This is a genomic window from Aeromonas sp. Marseille-Q5825, assembly GCF_946892685.1.
Lineage (GTDB): Bacteria > Pseudomonadota > Gammaproteobacteria > Enterobacterales > Aeromonadaceae > Aeromonas > Aeromonas rivipollensis.
Genome location: NZ_CAMPOU010000002.1, coordinates 61,856 through 80,100 on the forward strand (window position 1 = coordinate 61,856; position 18,245 = coordinate 80,100).

Below are 18,245 nucleotides of genomic sequence, written 5' to 3' on the forward strand. Positions count from 1 at the left end.
GTGTACCCCGAGTTGACGGACCTGGGTATCCGCTCTCGGCCCCTGACGGCTATTGACCCCGAAATGCGACCTCTGTATGATGCTCCTCCTTGCCTGATGTTCCCCCGTAGTTCAGTCGGTAGAACGGCGGACTGTTAATCCGTATGTCACTGGTTCAAGTCCAGTCGGGGGAGCCAATTCCTCACCATCTCGGTGCAAGTTATCCACTTTAGTGCTTTCCTCTGCCAATTTTAATGCACAAGCCGTCCCTCGCGGCGCACTCCCCATTTGATCCCCGGTTCCTGGCCAGCAGCGTTTTGTTCTGCTGCGTATAACTATTTGATTTTTATAGAAACATTTTTTTGCCGGTATTTTTTGAACAGCGCTTGCACCCCAGTATTGGCGCGGCTTGCAGGCTGATCACCAAGTTTCATGAACAGGGTTATCCACAGTTTCTGTGGGTAAGTGTGCCAAACCCAATGCAGGCCTAGGTTGGCAGCGATTGTCTCCGCTTTGGCGAGGCGAAACACCTCGCCCCCCATTTTCTCCTGTTTTTGCCCTCCCCCCTAAATGGGTCGGTCGGGGGCGAGACATCCTCTTTCTCCCGCTTTTTTTTCGCCATGCCCCGTGCCATGGGTCAGCCTCCCCCTGACGGCAAAAAGGGTTCCTTTGCATCCCTCTATCACCACCAGTCAAAAATGCTGAAAACCATGCTCAATCGCCCCCTGCGCAGCAGGTAATAAATTGTCCACAGGGCTGTCACGCCTTCCCCCGCCGACAGCATAAATCACTCATTGACAGCAAGAACGGCAGCGGAAAATAGAGGTATTTTCTCCAAGTCGCCCGCGCAACCCTCCCCTCCCCGGGGAGACCAGCACTTAACTGGCTGTTAATCCGCTTTCGCGCTTCTTTCTTGATGAGGGATCCGGCACAATATCGGCCCCACTTTTTTCCTCGGTTTTTCCGGGCATGACCATAGATTTCGTGACACTGCTACATCAAAGCGACTCCCTGCTGCTGTTCGTGGTGCTGGCCTTCGGCCTGCTGCTGGGCAAGGTGCGCATCGGCAACTTCCAGATTGGCAACACCATAGGGGTGCTGTTCACCGCCCTGCTGTTTGGCCAGATGGGGTTCCAGTTCTCCACCTCGACCGAGAACGTCGGCTTCATGCTGTTCATTTTCTGTGTGGGGATCGAGGCTGGCCCTCACTTCTTCAGCGTCTTCCTGCGCGACGGCATCCACTACATCACCCTGACCCTGGTGATCCTGCTGACCGCCTTGCTGCTGACGGTGGGACTGGCCAAGTTCTTCAACCTGGGGCCCGGCATGGCGGCGGGGATACTGGCGGGCTCGCTCACCTCGACCCCGGCGCTGGTGGGGGCCCAGGATGCCCTGCGCAGCGGCCTGCTCAACCTGCCCCACGGCACCGACATGCAACCCGTGCTCGACAACATGGGGATAGGCTACGCCCTGACCTACCTGGTGGGCCTGGTGGGGCTGATGCTGGTGGTGCGCTACCTCCCCTCCCTGGCACGACTCGACCTCAATACAGAGGCGCAAAAAATAGCCCGCGAGCGGGGACTCTCCGACAGCGAGAGCCGCAAGACCTATCTGCCCATCATTCGCGCCTACAGGGTCGGCCCCGAGCTCGCCGCCTGGATAGGTGGCCGCACCCTGCGCGAAACCGGCATCTACCCCCACACCGGCTGCTATGTGGAGCGGATCCGCCGCAACGGCATTCTGGCAAGCCCGGATGGTGACGCCGTCATTCAGGAGGGGGACGAGATCGCCCTGGTGGGCTATCCCGAGAGCCACGAGAAGCTGGACGTCAACTACCGCAACGGCAAGGAGGTGTTTGATCGCAACCTGCTTGACCTGCAGATAGTCACCGAAGAGATAGTGGTGAAGAACGATTCAGTGGTGGGCCGCCATCTGGTGGAGCTCAACCTCACCGAGAAGGGCTGCTTCCTCAACCGGGTGGTGCGCTCCCAGATCGAGATGCCGTTCGATCGCAACATCATGCTGCAAAAGGGCGACGTGCTGCAGATCAGCGGCGAGAAGCAGCGGGTAAAACTGCTGGCCAACAAGATAGGCTTCATCAGCATCCACAGCCAGACCACGGATCTGGTGGCCTTCACCACTTTCTTCGTGCTGGGCCTGCTCATCGGCTCCGTCTCCCTGGTGTTCGGCCAGATAGAGTTCGGCCTCGGCAACGCCGTCGGCCTGCTGCTCGCGGGCATCCTGATGGGTTACCTGAGGGCCAACCACCCGACGGTCGGCTATGTGCCGCCGGGGGCGCTGCGCCTGGCCAAGGATCTCGGCCTCGCGGTCTTTATGGTGAGCACTGGCCTGAAGGCCGGTGGCGGCATCCTGGATCACCTCAGCGAGGTGGGGGTGGTGGTGCTCTTCTCCGGCATGCTGGTGACCACCTTGCCGGTGCTGGTGGGCTACCTGTTCGGGGTCTGGGTGCTGAAGATGAACCCGGCCCTGCTGCTCGGGGCCATCACGGGGGCCCGTACCTGCGCCCCGGCCATGGATGTGGTCAACGAGGCCGCCAACAGCTCGATTCCGGCGCTCGGCTACGCCGGCACCTATGCGGTGGCCAACGTGATGCTGACCCTGGCGGGCTCCTTCATCATCGGCTTCTGGTTCTAGCCCGGGTCGCCTTGACAGGATGTAAACCGCGAAAAGGGAGCCCAAGGGCTCCCTCTTTTGTTGGCGGGGCTGAGGGCTTTTCAATGGCCAATGGGGGCTCTGCGCTGGATAGCAATAATCGTGCTATCAGATGGCGTCGATGAAACTCAAAGAGCTAAAGCCCCCCCTGCGCGGCACTTACACTCAGTAAAACGAGTGAGGTGATCTTTATGAAACGCTTATGGATTTTCCTTTTTTGGGTACTGGGCTCCCTGCCACTGGCCTGGAGTGCCGAAGCGGACAAGGCGGCAACCGAAGCAGAGGAGCGCAGCGCCCTCACCTTCGCCAGCGAGGAGCTCGCCAAGCCCATGTTGGGGGATCTCGACGCCATGATGGAGCGGCGCACCATCAGGGTGCTGACCACCTACAACAAGACCGGCTACTTCATCCACAAGGGGGTGCAACGGGGGGTCACCTACGACGCCTTCATGCAGGTTGAAAAGCGGCTCAACGAGCAACTGCGCAAGGACAAGGCCATCAAGCGCCACCTCAAGCTGAACTTCGTCTTCATCCCGGTCGCCCGGGAAAACCTGCTGAAGGCCCTCATCGACGGCAAGGGGGACATCGCCGCCGCCAACCTCACCATCACGGACAAGCGCAAGCAGCAGGGCGTGGAGTTCAGCGCCCCCCTCATCGAGAACGTGCGCGAGCTGCTCATCTCGGGGCCGGACTCCCCCAAGGTGGAGAGCGCCGCCGATCTGGGGGGCAAGAGCATCTATGTCAGGCCCTCCTCCAGCTACTTCGAGAGCCTCATTGCCTACAACCAGGCGCGCAAGGAGGCGGGAGAGCCCCTCATCGACATCCAGCCCGCTTCCGAGGTGCTGGAGGATGAAGATCTGGTGGAGATGGTCAATGCGGGCCTGCTCCCCTTCATCGTCATGGATGAGCACAAGGCCCGCTTCTGGCAGAAGATCTTCCCGGCTATCCAGATCCACGAAGAGCCCGTGTTCCGCGACGGCGGCATCATCGCCTGGGCGGTACGCAAGGAGAGCCCCCAACTGCTCACCATGCTCAACGAGCAGATCAAGGCGCTGCGGGGCAAGGCCACCGGCGAGGCCATCCTGGCCCGTTACCTCAAGCAGAACAAGTTCATCAAGAGCGCGGCCGCCGAGGCAGAGCGCAAGAAATTCCTGCAGGTGGTGGAGCTGTTTCGTGAATACGGCGGCAAATACGATGTGGACTGGCTGTTGATCGCGGCCCAGGGCTATCAGGAGTCGGCCCTCAACCAGAAGGCGCGCAGCCACGTCGGCGCCATCGGCATCATGCAGATCATGCCCGCTACCGGGAAGGGGCTCAAGGTGGGGGACATCCGCCAGCTCGAGCCCAACATCCACGGCGGCGTCAAATACATGCGCTGGATGATAGATCACTACTACGCCGACGAGCCCATGACGGCCCTCGACAAGGCGCTGTTCTCGTTTGCCTCCTACAACGCCGGTCCCGCCCGGGTGGCGCGGCTGCGGGCCGAGGCCAAGAAGCGGGGGCTGGATCCCAATGTGTGGTTCCACAACGTCGAGTACGTGGCGGCGGAGAAAATAGGCCCGGAGACAGTGACCTATGTGGGCAACATCTACAAGTACTACATCGCCTACAAGCTGGTGATGGAGCAGTTGCAGCTCAAGGAGCAGGCCACAGAGACTCTCAAGCAGCAGGAGAAGATGGTCGAGAAAGTCTCGGCGGCAGAGAAATCATAGGCAGCTCAAACCAAGGCCAGTTGCAGGCGGGGCTCCCTCTTCACCAGAGGCGAGCCCCGCCTCTTTTTAGGCGAAAAGACCCCTTCTCCCCATGACCAGAATGAACAGAATGGGCACAACAGCCTTAATAGCCATTACGGCCAGATTGTTTTCCAATCAGACACGATTAATTAACCTCCAGGCAACAATCACAAGGAGAACACCATGTTGCAAGGAACCTTCAAGCGCACCCTGCTCTGCTGCCTGCTGGGCGCCAGCCTCGGCGTCCAGGCCAAGATAGACGAAGTCCACTTCCTGATCCCGGGCGGCGCCGGCGGCGGCTGGGACAACACGGCCCGTGGCACCGGCGAGGCCCTCACCAAGTCCGGCCTCATCACCACAGCCTCCTACCAGAACATCTCGGCCGGCGGCGGCGCCAAGGCGATCGCCCACCTGATCGAGACCTCGGCCCAGTCCGACAAGACGCTGCTGGTCAACTCCACCCCCATCATCGTCAAGTCCCTCTCCAAGGAGCTGCCGCAATCCTTCCGGGATCTCACCCCGGTCGCCGCCATCATCGCCGACTATCAGGCGCTGGCGGTACCCCTGGACTCCCCCTATCAGAACTGGGCCCAGTTGCTGGCCGCCTATGAAGCCAATCCCGCCAAGGTGAAGATTGCCGGCGGCTCAGCCCGTGGCAGCCTGGATCACCTGGTGGCCGCCATGACCTTCAAGAATGCGGGGGCCGATGCCGGCAAGCTGCGCTACGTGGCCTATGACGCCGGTGGCAGCGCCATGGCAGCTGTGCTGGCGGGGGAAACCCAGGTGCTCTCCACCGGCTTTGGCGAGGCGATGGAGGCGGTCAAGTCCGGCCAGATGCGGATCCTCGGCGTCACCGCCCCCGAGCGGATGCCGGACGCCAGCCAGGTGCCTACCTTCTCCGAGCAGGGCAACCCCACCGTCTTTGCCAACTGGCGTGGCTACTTCGCCTCCCCCGACGTCAGCCCCGAGCAATCCGCCGAGTTCGCCGCCCTGCTCAAGCAGATGTACGACAAGCCGGAATGGGAAGTGGTGCGCGCGCGCAACAGCTGGATCAACCAGTATCAGGCCGGTCCCGAGTTCACTGCCTTCCTCAACAGTCAGGAGCAGCAAATTGGCGGCCTGATGCGCGAGCTCGGCTTCATCAAGTAACCCTCAGCCCGTGGCGGGCCAGGCCCGCCCATCGGAGTCATCATGCGACTGACCAAGGAAAGGTTCGGGGGGCTGCTGTTTTTGCTGCTCTCCCTCGCCTACGGCTATCACGCCACCCAGATCCCCGGTTACCCGGGGGACGAATATGAACCCTTTACCGCCAGCACCCTGCCCTATGCCCTGGCGGGTGTCGGGGTCCTGCTCTCCCTGATCCTGATCTGCTCCCCGGGAGGAGAGCGACTGGGCAAGGAGTCCGGCAACTGGCGACTGGTGTTCGCCCTGCTGGGGCTGATGCTGGTCTATGGCCTGGCCCTCGGCTGGCTCGGCTTCCTCATCGCCACCATCTTGTTCCTCATCGGCGGCATACTGCTGATGGGCGAGCGCAGCCTCGCCTTCGCCTGCAAGGTGAGCATACCTTTCACCCTCATCTTCTGGGCCCTGCTGACCAAGGGGCTCAATGTCTATCTCGAGCCGGGTCGGCTGTTCACCCAGCTGCTGGGATAAGGAGAACCCATGTTAGACGGAATCCTGCAAGGGCTCGGCACCGCCATGATGCCCATCAACCTCTTCATGGTGGTGGTCGGCTGCTTCGTCGGCACCTTCATCGGCATGCTGCCGGGGCTGGGCCCGGTCACCGCCATCGCCCTGATGATCCCCATCACCTACGGGCTGGATCCGGCCTCCGGCATCATCTTGATGGCCGGGGTCTATTACGGCTCCATGTTCGGCGGCTCCACCGCCTCCATCCTGATCAACACCCCGGGCTGCTCCGCCAGCATGATCACCGCCATCGACGGCTATCCGCTGGCCTGCAAGGGGCAGGCGGGCAAGGCGCTGGCCATCGCTGCCTACGCCTCCTTCGTCGGCGGCACCCTGTCTGCCATCTTCCTGATGGTGGCAGCCCCCCTGCTCGCCAAGGTCTCCCTCTCCTTCCAGTCGGCGGACTACTTCGCCCTCATGGTGCTCGGGCTCTCCGCGGTGGCGGCCTTCGCCGGCAAGGGCCAGGTGCTCAAGGCGCTGATCATGGCGCTGTTTGGCATCATGATCTCCACCGTCGGTATCGACCGCAGCGTCGGGGTGGACAGATTCACCTTCGGCCTGCCGGACTTGCGCGATGGCTTCTCCTTCCTGCTGCTGGCCATGGCTACCTTCGCCCTGGCGGAGATCCTGATGACGGTGCTGCGCCCGGGCAAGGACACCAGCCAGGAGGAGGCGAGCAAGATGCAGCAGCTCGGCTCCCTCAAGCTGAGCCGGGACGAAGTGAAGGAGATAGCGCCCCCCATAGCCCGCTCCTCTGTGCTGGGGTTCCTCATCGGCGTACTGCCGGGGGCCGGTGCCACCATCGCCTCCTTCATGGCCTATGGGGCCGAGCGCAACTTCGCCCGCAAGGACAAACGGGACGAGTTTGGCAAGGGCAGCCTGACCGGCATAGCCGCGCCGGAAGCGGCCAACAACGCCGCCTCCAGCGGGGCCTTCGTGCCGCTGCTGACCCTGGGGATCCCGGGTTCCGGCACCACGGCCCTGATGCTGGGGGCCCTCATCGCCTACGGCATCCAGCCTGGCCCGCGCCTCTTCATGGAGCACCCGGATGTGTTCTGGTCGGTGATCATCTCCATGTATCTGGGCAACGTGGTGCTGCTGATCCTCAACCTGCCGCTCATTCCCTACCTGGCCAAGATACTGCAAGTGCCGCGCCCCGTGCTCATCCCCATGGTGCTGCTGTTCTCGCTGATCGGGGTCTATCTGGTCTCCTTCAACACCATGGACATCTATGTGATGGTGCTGGTGGCCCTGGTGGCCATAGGGCTGCGCCTGCTGGACTTCCCCATGGCCCCCATGCTGCTCGGCTTCATCCTGGGGGGCATGCTGGAGGACAACCTGCGCCGGGCCCTGGTGATCAACGACGGCTCCCTGAGTTTCCTGTGGGAGCGCCCCATCACCCTGGGCTTCACCCTGGTCACCCTGGTGATGCTGTTGCTGCCGCTCTGGCAGTGGTGGCAGGCTCGTCGCACGCCGGTGGCGACCCTGCAATCCGACCCGACCTGATCCCAGCCATCACAAAAAGAGCGCCAACAGGCGCTCTTTTTTTGGGATGTGAACCTGCCACTCAACGCTGGCGGTAGCGCCGCTCCGGCCGCCCGACGGTGCCGTATTCGAGCTCGGGACTCGCGAGCTGCTGACCCACCAGAAACTCCAGGTAGCGGCGCGCCGTGGTGCGGCTCACCCCGACCCTATTGCCTATCTCCTCGGCACTGGCCCCCTGCTGATTGAGGGCCGCCAGCACCCGTTGCAGGGTGAGGGCGTCTATCCCCTTGGGCAGGCCGCCCGCCGCCACCTGTTGCAGCGGGGTGCCAAAGAGCGCATCCACCGCCTGCTGATCGATGTCCGCCAGGGCCGCCAGCGCGGCGCGGCTCTCGGCATAGTTACCCAGGGTATCGCGCAGTCGCTCGAACACCACGGGTTTCAAGATGAAATCCACCACCCCGAGGCGCATCGCCTCCTGCAGTGCCGCGGCCTCACGGGCGGCGGTGAGCAGGATGACGTCGAGGTGGGCCCCGCTCTGGCGCAGCTCCCGCAACAGGGAGAAGCCCTCCCCGTCCGGCAGCCACACGTCCAGCAGCACCAGATCGGGCTTGAGTATGGTTATCTGCTCTCTGGCATCGAACAGGGTGAGCGCCACCCCCAGCACCTCGAACCCCGCCAGCCGCTGCACGAAGCGACGGTGGATCTCGGCAATGGCCGGATCATCCTCGACGATCAAGATCTTGATCACTCACACCTCCTTGGGAATGTAACAGACGACGCAACTTCCCTGCGCCGTGGCTTCGATGGTGATGGTCCCCTGCAGGGCATCCAGGGTCTTGCGCACCAGGGCCAGCCCAATGCCGTGGCCGTGCTCCGCCTTGCTGCTGACCCCGCGCTCGAACAGGCTGTCCGCCAAAGCGGGATCCACCCCACCGGCCCCGTCCTCCACCTCCAGGATGAGATCCTGGCCGAGATCGCTCAACGAGACCCGGATCGGCTGGTAGGGGGCGCCGTGGCGGCGGGTCGCCTCGAAGGCGTTGTCGATGAGGTTGCCAAGCAGGGTCACCAGCTGGGAGCCGCTGACCCGGGCGGGAATGTCGTGCAGGCGGGAATCCGGATCCACCTCCAGCACCAGTCCCAGCTCGTGGGCCCTGTGGTACTTGCCAAGCAGCAGGCCCGCCACCTTGGGCTTGGCGATGGCCCCCATCAAAAAGCTCAGCAGAGTCTGCTCGGTGGCCGCCTCCCGGCCGATGAAGGCGAGCGCCTCCCGGGTGGCCCCCAGCTCGATGAGACCGGCTATGGTGCCGAGCTGGTTGTTGTGTTCGTGGGTCTGTACCCGCAGCAGATCGCTGTAGGCCTGCACCTGGGAGAGCTGGGCACTGAGTTCGGCCAGCTCGTCCTTGCGCCGAAAGCTCGAGACGGCGCCAATCAGCCGGCCTTCCTGCACCAGGGGCAGCCGGTTGACGATGAGGGACTGGCCGTTGAGCACTATCTCCTCGTCATACTGGGGCCGGGGATCCTGAATGAGGGAGAGCATGCGGCTGCCGGGCAGCAAGCGGGTGACGGGCTGGCCTATGGCGGCCTGCGCGGCCCGCTCATCGAGGCGCAGCAGCCGGATGCCGTTGGGGTTGAGGGAGGTGAGCCTGCCTTGCTCGTCTATGGTGAGTATCCCCTCGCGCACTGTGCGCAGGGTGCAGTCGAGCTCCGCATAGAGGCGCCCTATCTGCTCGGGCTCAAACCCCAGCAGGGCCCGCTTGTAGCGCTTGGCCAGCCAGGCCGCGGCGGCGCTGTTGAGCAGCACTATGAGCAGTGTCATGGCGAGGCCAAAACGCAGGAAGCCCTGCAGGTCCGCCTCTATGTCCCGCACCAGATAACCGACCGAGACCACGCCTATGACCCTGCCCATCTCATCCCGGATGGGCCCCTTGCCGCGCACCGAGACCCCGAGGGAGCCTTGCGCGCGGGAGATGTAGAACTCCCCCTGCAGGGCGCGGGCAGGATCGTCCCCCATCATGGGTTTGCCTATCCGGTCCGCATTGGGGTGCACCAGGCGGCGCGCCTCCTCATCGCCGATGACGATATAGCTGGCGCCGACCTCGGCCCGCATCCGCTCCACCAGCACGTTGAGCCGCGCGCTATCGGCCCGCTTCACCCCGGCGATGACGCCGGGCTCACGGGCCACCAGCCGCGCCACGTCCAGGGCCTGATCCCCCACCTCCCGGTAGCGCTGCTCGGCGACGTAGTAGTAGCTGGCCCCGCTCAGCAGCACCAGTTGCAGCAGGCTGACCAGGCAGAGCATGAGCAGGATGCGTCCTTGCAACCCGAGCCTCATGCCTCCCTGTCACCTCGCAACAGGTCGAGCAGCAGGCTGCCATCCCGCAGGGCCTTGTGCACCTGCACCGAGGTGGGCTTGGTGGGATCTTCGTAAAAATGGGTGGACTCGATCTGCAGGCGCACCAGGTATTCCGCAGGCAGCTGGCTCGCCAGGGACTGGTGCAGCATGGGGAACAGCAGCCGATCGGCCCGGGTGATCTCCCCCCCCAGCAGCAGCTTGCCCGGGTTGAGCAGGCAGATGAGATTGGCAAGCACTCGGGAGAGCCGGCCCGCCGCCTGGTGCAGTATGTCCTGGCACAGGCTGTTGCCCGCCAACGCCAGTTCGCACAGCTCGCGGATGTTGACGCTCGCCGGCAGATCATGCTCCTGCATCCGCTCGCGCAGGTCCCGGTACTGGGCCTCCAGGGCCTGGTTGGTGACCAGGGTGCAGGCGCAGCCGAAGCCGCCGCAGTAGCAGCGCTGGCCATAGGGTTCGAGCTGCAGGTGGCTGAGATCCCCGAGCAGGGCCGACTCGCTCTCAATGAGCTGGCCGTTGACCACCATGCCCACCCCTATGTCGTTGTGGACGAACACCAGCACCGCATCGGCGCAGTTCCTGGCGGCGCCCCACTCCCGCTCGGCCTGGATCCAGGTGCGCACGTCACCGCTCACCAGCACAGGCACCTCGAAGGCCTCTTGCAGGGTCGGACCAAGGGGCCAGTTGCGCAGATCGTAGAAGGGGAAGTGTTTCACCATGCCGGAGTGACGCTCCACCTGCCCGGGCAGGCAGAGGGCGATGCAGGCCAGCCGCAGGGCCTTCTTCGGCAAGAAGCCCTCGATGGCCCGCACCAGGCTGGCCAGCAGGTCTTCGCGTTCCGACTCGCTGAACAGGTGGCGATGGCGCGCCAGGGAGTGACCGGCGAGATCGAACAGGGCCATGTCCACGTAGCCGCGGCCAAGACGCATGGAGAGAAACTGGAAGCGGCGCTCGTTGATGCGCAGCAGGGTCTGACGACGGCCACGGCCCACCGAGCTCTCGCCACAGGTGACCACCAGACCACCATCGAGCAGTTCGCGGGTGATCTTGGTGATGCTGGCCGGTGAGAGGCCGGTCAAACGGGACAGATCGGTACGGGACAGTTCCTTGTGCTCTTCCAGGCTGGCGTAGACCAGGCCGTAGTTGAGCTGACGGATCAAATCGATACTGCCTTTCACGATCTCATTCATAGGGTAGGGGCTAACGAAAGGAACGAATGGCGCGATTTTCCCACATTCTGCGCCGATCCCCAAATTTGCCGTCTGGAAATGACGTCCAGACGGCAAAAATGTGACTAGTAACGGAAGCGGGAGACGAGTTGACGCAATTTGTCACCCGTGCCGGCCAGGGCGCGGGTGGTGGTGTTGGACTCCCCGGCGGCCTCGGTCAGCTCGCTGACAATCTGCTGTATGGCCACCAGGTTCTTGTTGATCTCCTCGGAGACCGCATGCTGCTCCTCGGCGGCGGTCGCTATCTGGATGTTCATGTCGTTGATGGTGCTGACCGCCGTCACCATGCTGTCGAGGGAGCTGGCAATGTGGCTCGCCTCCTGCACCGTCTCCTGGCTGCGCGCCTCGCTCGCCTGCATCACCTCCACCGCCTGGCGCACGCCCCCCTGCAGCCGTTGCAGCATCTCGTTGATCTCCTTGGTGCTCTGCTGGGTGCGACCGGCAAGCGAACGAACCTCGTCCGCCACCACCGCAAAACCGCGTCCCTGCTCACCGGCCCGGGCCGCCTCTATGGCCGCATTCAGGGCCAGCAGGTTGGTCTGGTCGGCGATGCCGCGGATCACCTCCACCACGGATCCTATCTTGCCGGTCTCCTGGGCCAGCTGCTCGATGACCCCGGAGGCGGTGTGCACCTCCTCCACCAGGCGGTTGATGCTGCCGATGGCGCTACCCACCACCTCACGGGCCGCATCGGATTCCCGCGCCGCGTCGCTGGTGGCCGTGGCTGCATTGGAGGCGCTGGCCGCCACTTCCTGGGCGGTGGAGCTCATCTCGGTCACCGCGGTGACCACCTGATCCGTCTCACGGCCATGGCCGTGCATCTGCCGGTCGGCGTGCTCGCTCAAGCTGTGCAGCCTGTCCACGGCCCCCAGCAGCTGATGGCTGGTCTCCCCGACCTGGCTCACCACCGACTGGATCCGCTCCACGAAGCGGTTGAAGGCACTGGCCAGCTGGCCCACCTCGTCCTCGCTCTGCACCTTGAGGCGTCGGGTCAGATCCCCCTCACCATCGGCGATGTCATTGAGGGCCGCGACCGCATCCGCCAGCGGCCGGGTGACTCTGTTGCCAAGCACCACTGTCACCGCCAGGGTCACCCCTAGGATCACCAGAATGAGCAGCACGCTGCTCTGCAGGGAGCCGTGCATGTTCTCCTCGCGCTCGCTGCGCAGGGCCGCCAGCTCGGTGTCGATGTCATCTATGTAGAAGCCGGTCCCCACCACCCACTGATACTTGTCGAGCACCAGGTTGAAGGAGAGCTTGGGCGCATCCCGCCCTATGGAAGGCTTGTTGGTCCAGTACTCCGAGTAGCCATCCCCCTCACGGGCCGCCTTGACTATCTCCTGAATGAGGAAGGTGCCCTTGGTATCCTTGTCCTGCCAGCGGTTCTTGCCCTCCACCTCGGGGCGGGTGGGCAGCAGCAGAGTATTGCCCTGGAAGTCGTAGACGAAGAAGTAACCGTCACTGCCATAACGCAAGGGGCGCAGGATCTCCTTCACCCGGGCACGGGCCTCCGGGCTGTCCGGCTCGGCATAGACCTTGTCGATGGCCGTCTTGGCAAGCATCAGGTAGCTGCTGAGCAGGGCCTTGCGCTCCTTGACCGCCTTGTCCCTCGCCACCACCAGCTCGGACTCCAGGTCGCTCCTGGCCACCAGGTAGTTGCTGAGGTTGACCACCAGGGCCATCAGCAGCACAGGGATGGCCCCCAGTAACAGGATCTTCTGCTTAAGTGTCATGGTGTAATCCTTTCTGCTGTTTATTCTTGATGTTCAGTTCCTACTGCATCGGCATGGGATGCTGGCCGAGGGGGGGCCGCTTTCGCTACAATCCCGCCATCTTCTATATCGACCCGATGAACCGACCCATGAGCCAATGTCCTTGCGGATCCTCTCTTTCTCTCCCCCAATGCTGCGGCGCGCTTCACGCAGGCCAAGCCGCCACCACCACCGAGCAGTTGATGCGCTCGCGCTACAGCGCCTTCGTGCTGGGGCTCGGCGACTATCTGGTCCACAGCTGGCACCCGGACTATCTGGGCCCTCTGACCGTGGAGGAGCTCTCCCGCACCGACACCCGCTGGGATGGGCTGGAGATCCTGGCCGCCCAGGGCGGCCCCGCCGATGAGAGCGGCATGGTGGAGTTCAAGGCCTGGTTCTTGGAGGGTGATGAGCGCCCCTTCCTGCGCCATTGCCTACATGAACGCTCCCGCTTCGTGCGTTACCAGGGGCGCTGGGTCTACACCGAGGGCGAGCAGGATCCCGTCCCCCTGCGGGTCGGTCGCAACGACCCCTGCCCCTGTGGCAGCGGCAAGAAGTTCAAGAAGTGCTGCGGCTGAGGACCTGGCCCGCGCGGCTGCGGGGCGGCCATCGCCTCCCCGCCGTCCATCAGGGGCGAGCCGCCATCTGCCCCTTCCTCTCTCTGCTCGGTTCTCTGCTCTCGACTTTCTGCTCTCGACTCTCTGCTCTATCCCGTATTCCCCTTCCCGCTTTTCACTTTTTTGAGGTGCCGGCCCAGCCCCCGCCCTGATCGGGATGTGACTATGGTCACAGTTCGCTCATCAACCTCACCATTTATGAGCGTTTGCGAACATTAATTTGGCCCATATCAAACATTTTCAGCCAGACAGGCGCCACACTGACCCCATCTGGACGAGATGAGACGGGCAAGAATGAAAAGAATAACCACAGAAGTCGTCATCATAGGCGGCGGCGCCACCGGGGCCGGCATCATGCGCGATTGCGCGCTGCGCGGCATCGACTGCATCCTGCTGGAGCGGGATGACATAGCCGCAGGCACCACGGGGCGCAACCACGGCCTGCTCCATTCGGGGGCTCGCTACGCGGTGACGGATCCGGAGTCCGCCCGCGAGTGCATTCAGGAGAACCGCATTCTCAAGCGGATCGCCAGCCACTGCGTGGAAGCGACCGGCGGCCTCTTTGTCACCCTGCCGGAAGATGACATCCATTTCCAAAGTACCTTTATGGATGCCTGCGCCCTGGCCGGTATCGACACCCGCCAGCTGGATCCCCGCGAGGCGCTGCGGCTCGAACCCAACGCCAACCCGGCGATGATAGGCGCCATTCATGTGCCGGATGGCACCGTCGATCCCTTCCGCCTGGCCGCCGCAAACGTCTTGGATGCCAAGGAACATGGCGCCCGCATCTTCACCCACAGCAAGGTGCTGGGGCTGCTGCGCACGCAAGATCGGGTCCATGGGGTCAAGGCCATCAACACCCGCACCGGCGAAGCGTTCGAGGTGGAGTGCCAGGAGGTGATCAACGCCGCCGGCATCTGGGGCCAGCAAATCTGCGAATACGCCGATCTCGGCATCCGCATGTTCCCGGCCAAGGGCTCCCTGCTCATCATGGATTACCGCATCAACCAGCTGGTGCTCAACCGCGCCCGCAAGCCGGCGGACGCGGACATTCTGGTGCCGGGCGATACCATCTCCCTCATCGGCACCACGTCCAGCCGCATCGATTACAACAAGATTGATCAGCTCACCGTCGAACCCGAAGAGGTCGAAGTGTTGCTGCGCGAGGGGATCAAGCTCGCCCCCATCATGGCGCGCACCCGCTTGCTGCGCGCCTACGCCGGGGTACGCCCCCTGGTGGCGGTGGACGGTGACGAGAGCGGCCGCAACATCAGCCGCGGCATAGTGCTGCTGGATCACAGCGATCGCGACGGTCTCAAGGGCTTCAACACCATCACCGGCGGCAAGCTGATGACCTACCGCCTGATGGCGGAGTGGGCCACCGATCTCGTCGCCAACAAGCTCGGCAACTCCCGGCCCTGCCGCACCGCCGAACTCAATCTGCCCGGCTCGCGGGATCCGGAGAAGGTCTCGGCCCCCGGTCTCTCGGTGCCCGCCGAAGGCTCGGCCCAGTACCGCCACGGCGAGCGGGTCATCGCCTTCTTCCGTGACAACCCCAAGGCCAACGCCCTCATCTGCGAGTGCGAGATGGTGACCGCAGGCGAAATCGAATACGCCCTGCGCGAGCTCGACGTGGACAACCTGGTGGATCTGCGCCGCCGCACCCGTCTGGGCATGGGTCCCTGTCAGGGAGAGCTGTGCGCCTATCGCGCCGCCGGTCTGATGCAGGAGTACGGCAAGGCCGATGGCCGTGAGGCCTGCGTCATGCTGCGCCAGTTCCTGGAGGAGCGTTACAAGGGGACCCGCCCCGTGCTCTGGGGGGATGCCCTGCGCGAAGCCGAGTTTACCTACTGGATCTACGAAGGGCTCTTTGGTCTGGGGGAGTGGACGGCGCCCCATCTGGTGAGCGATCCCCCCTTTCCCCTCGCCCGGACCTCGTCCCGCCCATCCAGCCAAGGAGTGCAGCCATGAAATTTGACACTATCGTGATAGGCGGCGGCATGGCAGGCCTGTCGGCGGCCCTGCGTCTGGCCGAGGCGGGCCAGAAGACCCTGCTGATGGCCTCTGGCCAGAGCGCCCTGCACTTCTCCTCCGGCTCGGTGGATCTGCTGGAGAGCGAAGGTGACCCTCGCGCCGCCCTGCCCGCCTTTATGGCCGCCCATCCGGATCACCCCTACAGCAAGGTGGGGTTGACCAATATAGAGGCTAGCCTCGCGGATCTGCAGCGCCACTGCCACGAGCAGGGGTTGCCCCTGTTTCGCCAGGAGCGCAACCATCAGCGGCTGACCCCCATCGGCACCCTGAAATCCACCTGGCTCTCCCCCGAGACCTGCGCCTGTGTCACGGAGGCGCCCGCCCCGGACGCCCTGCTGCTGGCGACGCTCGAGGGCTTTCGCGACTTCCACCCGGCGCTGGCGGCCGCCAATCTGGCCACCCACGCGCGCTTCGCCCACTGCCGCATCCTGACCGGTGAAATTCGCCTGCCCCAGCTCGCCGCGTTCAGCCGCAATCCCCACGAGTTTCGCTCCGCCGACATCGCCCGCCTGTTTGACAAACAGCAACACGACAGGCAGGACCTGCTGACGGATCTGGCCCGCGAGATAGGCCGCATGGTGAAGGAGTGCGGCGAGCCTGGCTGCCGCCATATAGTGCTGCCCGCCTGCCTGTCGCTCGGACTGGTCGGTCCCCGCCTGTCTGAGCTGGAGGCGCGCACCGGCTGCACCATCAAGGAGGTGGCCACCATGCCGCCGTCCCTCATCGGGATGCGGATGCAGGAGGCCCTCAAGCGCCGCTTCCTGACCCTCGGCGGCACCTTCCTCACCAGCGAGCGGGTGCTGGGCGCCCGCTACGACGGCGATCGGGTGATCGGCGTTCACAGCCAGAACGGCGACGATCAGCTGTTCGAGGCGGACCACTTCGTGCTCGCCTCCGGCAGCTTCTTCAGCCGCGGCCTGGAGTCCCGCCTTGGGGGCATTCGCGAGCCCATCTTCGACGCCGACGTCTTGAGCCTCCCCGAGCGCGACGCCTGGGCCGGTCGCCGCCTGTTCGACCACCACCCCTTCATGGGCTTCGGGGTCAAGACGGACGACCAGCTGCGAGTGCTGCGCGGCGGCAAGCCCCTTGCCAACCTCTATGGCGCCGGCAGCGTGCTGGCCCACTACGATCCCGTTCGAGAAGGTTCAGGCTCCGGGGTCGCCGTCGCCACCGGCTGGCAGGCCGCCGGTCATATTCTGGCAGGGGTGTGAGATGCCCACCCTGCATTTCCTGACTGCGGGCAGAGCGCTGCCCGCTCGACAATCCCATTGCCGCGTCCCTTGCGCTTTCAATCCGGCCCGGGAGGAGTAAATCATGCTACTGGATCACGCCAATCAAACCTTCGATCAGTGCATCAAATGCACCGTTTGCACCGCCTACTGCCCGGTGGCCAAGGCCAACCCGGCCTACCCGGGCCCCAAGCAGGCGGGCCCGGATGGGGAGCGGCTGCGGATCAAGAGCCCTGAGCTCTTTGACAGCGCCCTCAAGCACTGCACCAACTGCAAGCGCTGTGAAGTGGCCTGCCCGAGCGGGGTGCGCATCGGCGACATCATCGCCAAGGCCAAGCACCAGTACAGCGGCTTCAAACCGGGGATCCGCGAGTTCGTGCTCTCCCACACCGATCTGATGGGCAGCATGTCCACCCTGATGGCGCCCGTGGTCAACTTCACCACGGGGCTCAAGCCGATGAAGCTGGCGCTGGACAAGGCGCTGGGGGTCTCCTCCCACCGCGACCTGCCCAAATATTCGCAGGGCACCTTCCGCGGCTGGTACAAGAAGCAAAAAGAGTCTCAGGCCCGCTTTGCGCGCCAGATCGCCTACTTCCACGGTTGCTACGTCAACTACAACCACCCGCAGCTCGGCAAGGAGCTGGTGCAGGTGCTCAACGCCATGAACATTGGTGTCCAGCTGCTGGAGCGGGAGAAGTGCTGCGGCGTGCCGCTGATTGCCAACGGCTTCATGGACAAGGCCAAGCAGCAGGCGGCCTTCAACATCAAGCAGATGGAGAACTGCCTGCTGGGCAACGAGATGCCGCTCCTGGCCACCTCCTCCACCTGCGGCTTCACCCTGAGGGACGAATACCCCCACCTGCTGGAACAGGACAACCGCAAGGTGCGGGATCGCATCTCCCTGGTGACCCGCTTCCTGTGGAACGAGTTCTACCGGGGCAACAAACCGGCGATGAAGCCGCTCAATCTGCACATCGCCTACCACACCCCCTGCCACATGGAGAAGATGGGGGGCGTCATCTACACCCTCGAATTGCTGCGCGCCATTCCCGGGGTCAAGGTGACCGTGCTCGACTCCCAGTGCTGCGGCATCGCCGGTACCTACGGCTTCAAGTCGGAGAACTACGAGACCAGCCAGACCATAGGTGAGGGGTTGTTCGATCAGATCAATCGCCTCTCCCCCGATCTGGTGATCACCGATTGCGAGACCTGTAAATGGCAGATCGAGATGAGCACGGCGTTCCGCTGCGAGCATCCGATCCACCTGCTGGCCCAGGCGCTGGCCTGACCGACCGGCACTCAGGTTTCAGCGGCCTGATTCAGGCCTGACCGACCCGGGTGCCCGACTGATAACAAAAAACAATCCACGCAGAGATCCGGTTACGCTGTGATCAACCCGCAGTAACAAACAGGCAGTGATAAAACAAGAGCCGGCAATTGCCGGCTCTTTTCCATGGTGCTGTCTCCCTTAGT

General features: G+C 63.8%; 13 protein-coding genes and 1 tRNA gene. 10 read left to right on the top strand and 4 right to left on the bottom strand.

Annotation, left to right across the window (positions count from 1 at the left end; genetic code table 11):
- Window positions 1–100 precede the first annotated feature (100 nt).
- The 6 genes from OC537_RS07090 (at window position 101) to OC537_RS07115 (ending at window position 7,583) form a co-directional block, all read left to right on the top strand.
- Window positions 101–176, top strand: a tRNA-Asn gene (locus OC537_RS07090).
- A 772-nt stretch (window positions 177–948) separates the two neighbouring features.
- On the top strand, window positions 949–2,634 hold the full coding sequence (locus OC537_RS07095) for an aspartate:alanine antiporter (RefSeq protein ID WP_025327138.1): 1,686 nt from the start codon (window positions 949–951) through the stop codon (window positions 2,632–2,634).
- Between the two features lie 209 nt (window positions 2,635–2,843).
- On the top strand, window positions 2,844–4,367 hold the full coding sequence (locus OC537_RS07100; RefSeq protein ID WP_262110599.1) for a lytic transglycosylase F: 1,524 nt from the start codon (window positions 2,844–2,846) through the stop codon (window positions 4,365–4,367).
- 204 nt (window positions 4,368–4,571) lie between these two features.
- Entirely contained in the window at window positions 4,572–5,537 is a 966-nt protein-coding gene (locus OC537_RS07105) for a tripartite tricarboxylate transporter substrate binding protein (protein WP_005327879.1), read from the top strand.
- Window positions 5,538–5,579: 42 nt separating this feature from the next.
- Entirely contained in the window at window positions 5,580–6,041 is a 462-nt protein-coding gene (locus OC537_RS07110; protein ID WP_025327141.1) for a tripartite tricarboxylate transporter TctB family protein, read from the top strand.
- Between the two features lie 9 nt (window positions 6,042–6,050).
- Complete coding sequence (locus tag OC537_RS07115) at window positions 6,051–7,583, top strand: tripartite tricarboxylate transporter permease (protein ID WP_262110600.1); 1,533 nt, start codon at window positions 6,051–6,053, stop codon at window positions 7,581–7,583.
- Between the two features lie 61 nt (window positions 7,584–7,644).
- On the opposite strand, the gene OC537_RS07120 is transcribed toward OC537_RS07115, so the two are convergent.
- The 4 genes from OC537_RS07120 to OC537_RS07135 form a co-directional block, all read right to left on the bottom strand.
- A complete protein-coding gene (locus OC537_RS07120; RefSeq protein WP_171276254.1) occupies window positions 7,645–8,310 on the bottom strand; it encodes a response regulator in 666 nt (221 codons plus the stop codon).
- Entirely contained in the window at window positions 8,311–9,894 is a 1,584-nt protein-coding gene (locus OC537_RS07125) for a sensor histidine kinase (protein ID WP_262110601.1), read from the bottom strand.
- Complete coding sequence (locus tag OC537_RS07130) at window positions 9,891–11,102, bottom strand: ROK family protein (protein ID WP_106886644.1); 1,212 nt, start codon at window positions 11,100–11,102, stop codon at window positions 9,891–9,893. The genes OC537_RS07125 and OC537_RS07130 overlap by 4 nt, the downstream gene beginning before the upstream one ends.
- Window positions 11,103–11,206: 104 nt before the next feature.
- On the bottom strand, window positions 11,207–12,874 hold the full coding sequence (locus OC537_RS07135; RefSeq protein WP_041205651.1) for a methyl-accepting chemotaxis protein: 1,668 nt from the start codon (window positions 12,872–12,874) through the stop codon (window positions 11,207–11,209).
- Between the two features lie 128 nt (window positions 12,875–13,002).
- Between OC537_RS07135 and OC537_RS07140 the strand changes: the two genes are divergently transcribed.
- From OC537_RS07140 to glpC, 4 genes are all read left to right on the top strand, one after another.
- Window positions 13,003–13,470, top strand: coding sequence for a YchJ family protein (locus OC537_RS07140; protein ID WP_262110602.1), 468 nt, complete (start codon window positions 13,003–13,005; stop codon window positions 13,468–13,470).
- 333 nt (window positions 13,471–13,803) lie between these two features.
- Window positions 13,804–15,480 (top strand): anaerobic glycerol-3-phosphate dehydrogenase subunit A, encoded by a 1,677-nt coding sequence (gene glpA, locus OC537_RS07145; protein WP_410050462.1) that lies wholly within the window; start codon window positions 13,804–13,806, stop codon window positions 15,478–15,480.
- Window positions 15,477–16,754 (top strand): glycerol-3-phosphate dehydrogenase subunit GlpB, encoded by a 1,278-nt coding sequence (glpB, locus tag OC537_RS07150; protein WP_262110603.1) that lies wholly within the window; start codon window positions 15,477–15,479, stop codon window positions 16,752–16,754. The genes glpA and glpB overlap by 4 nt, the downstream gene beginning before the upstream one ends.
- Window positions 16,755–16,857: 103 nt before the next feature.
- Window positions 16,858–18,060: an anaerobic glycerol-3-phosphate dehydrogenase subunit GlpC gene (gene glpC, locus OC537_RS07155; protein ID WP_262110604.1), complete on the top strand. Its 1,203-nt coding sequence runs from the start codon at window positions 16,858–16,860 to the stop codon at window positions 18,058–18,060.
- The last annotated feature ends 185 nt before the right edge of the window (window positions 18,061–18,245 follow it).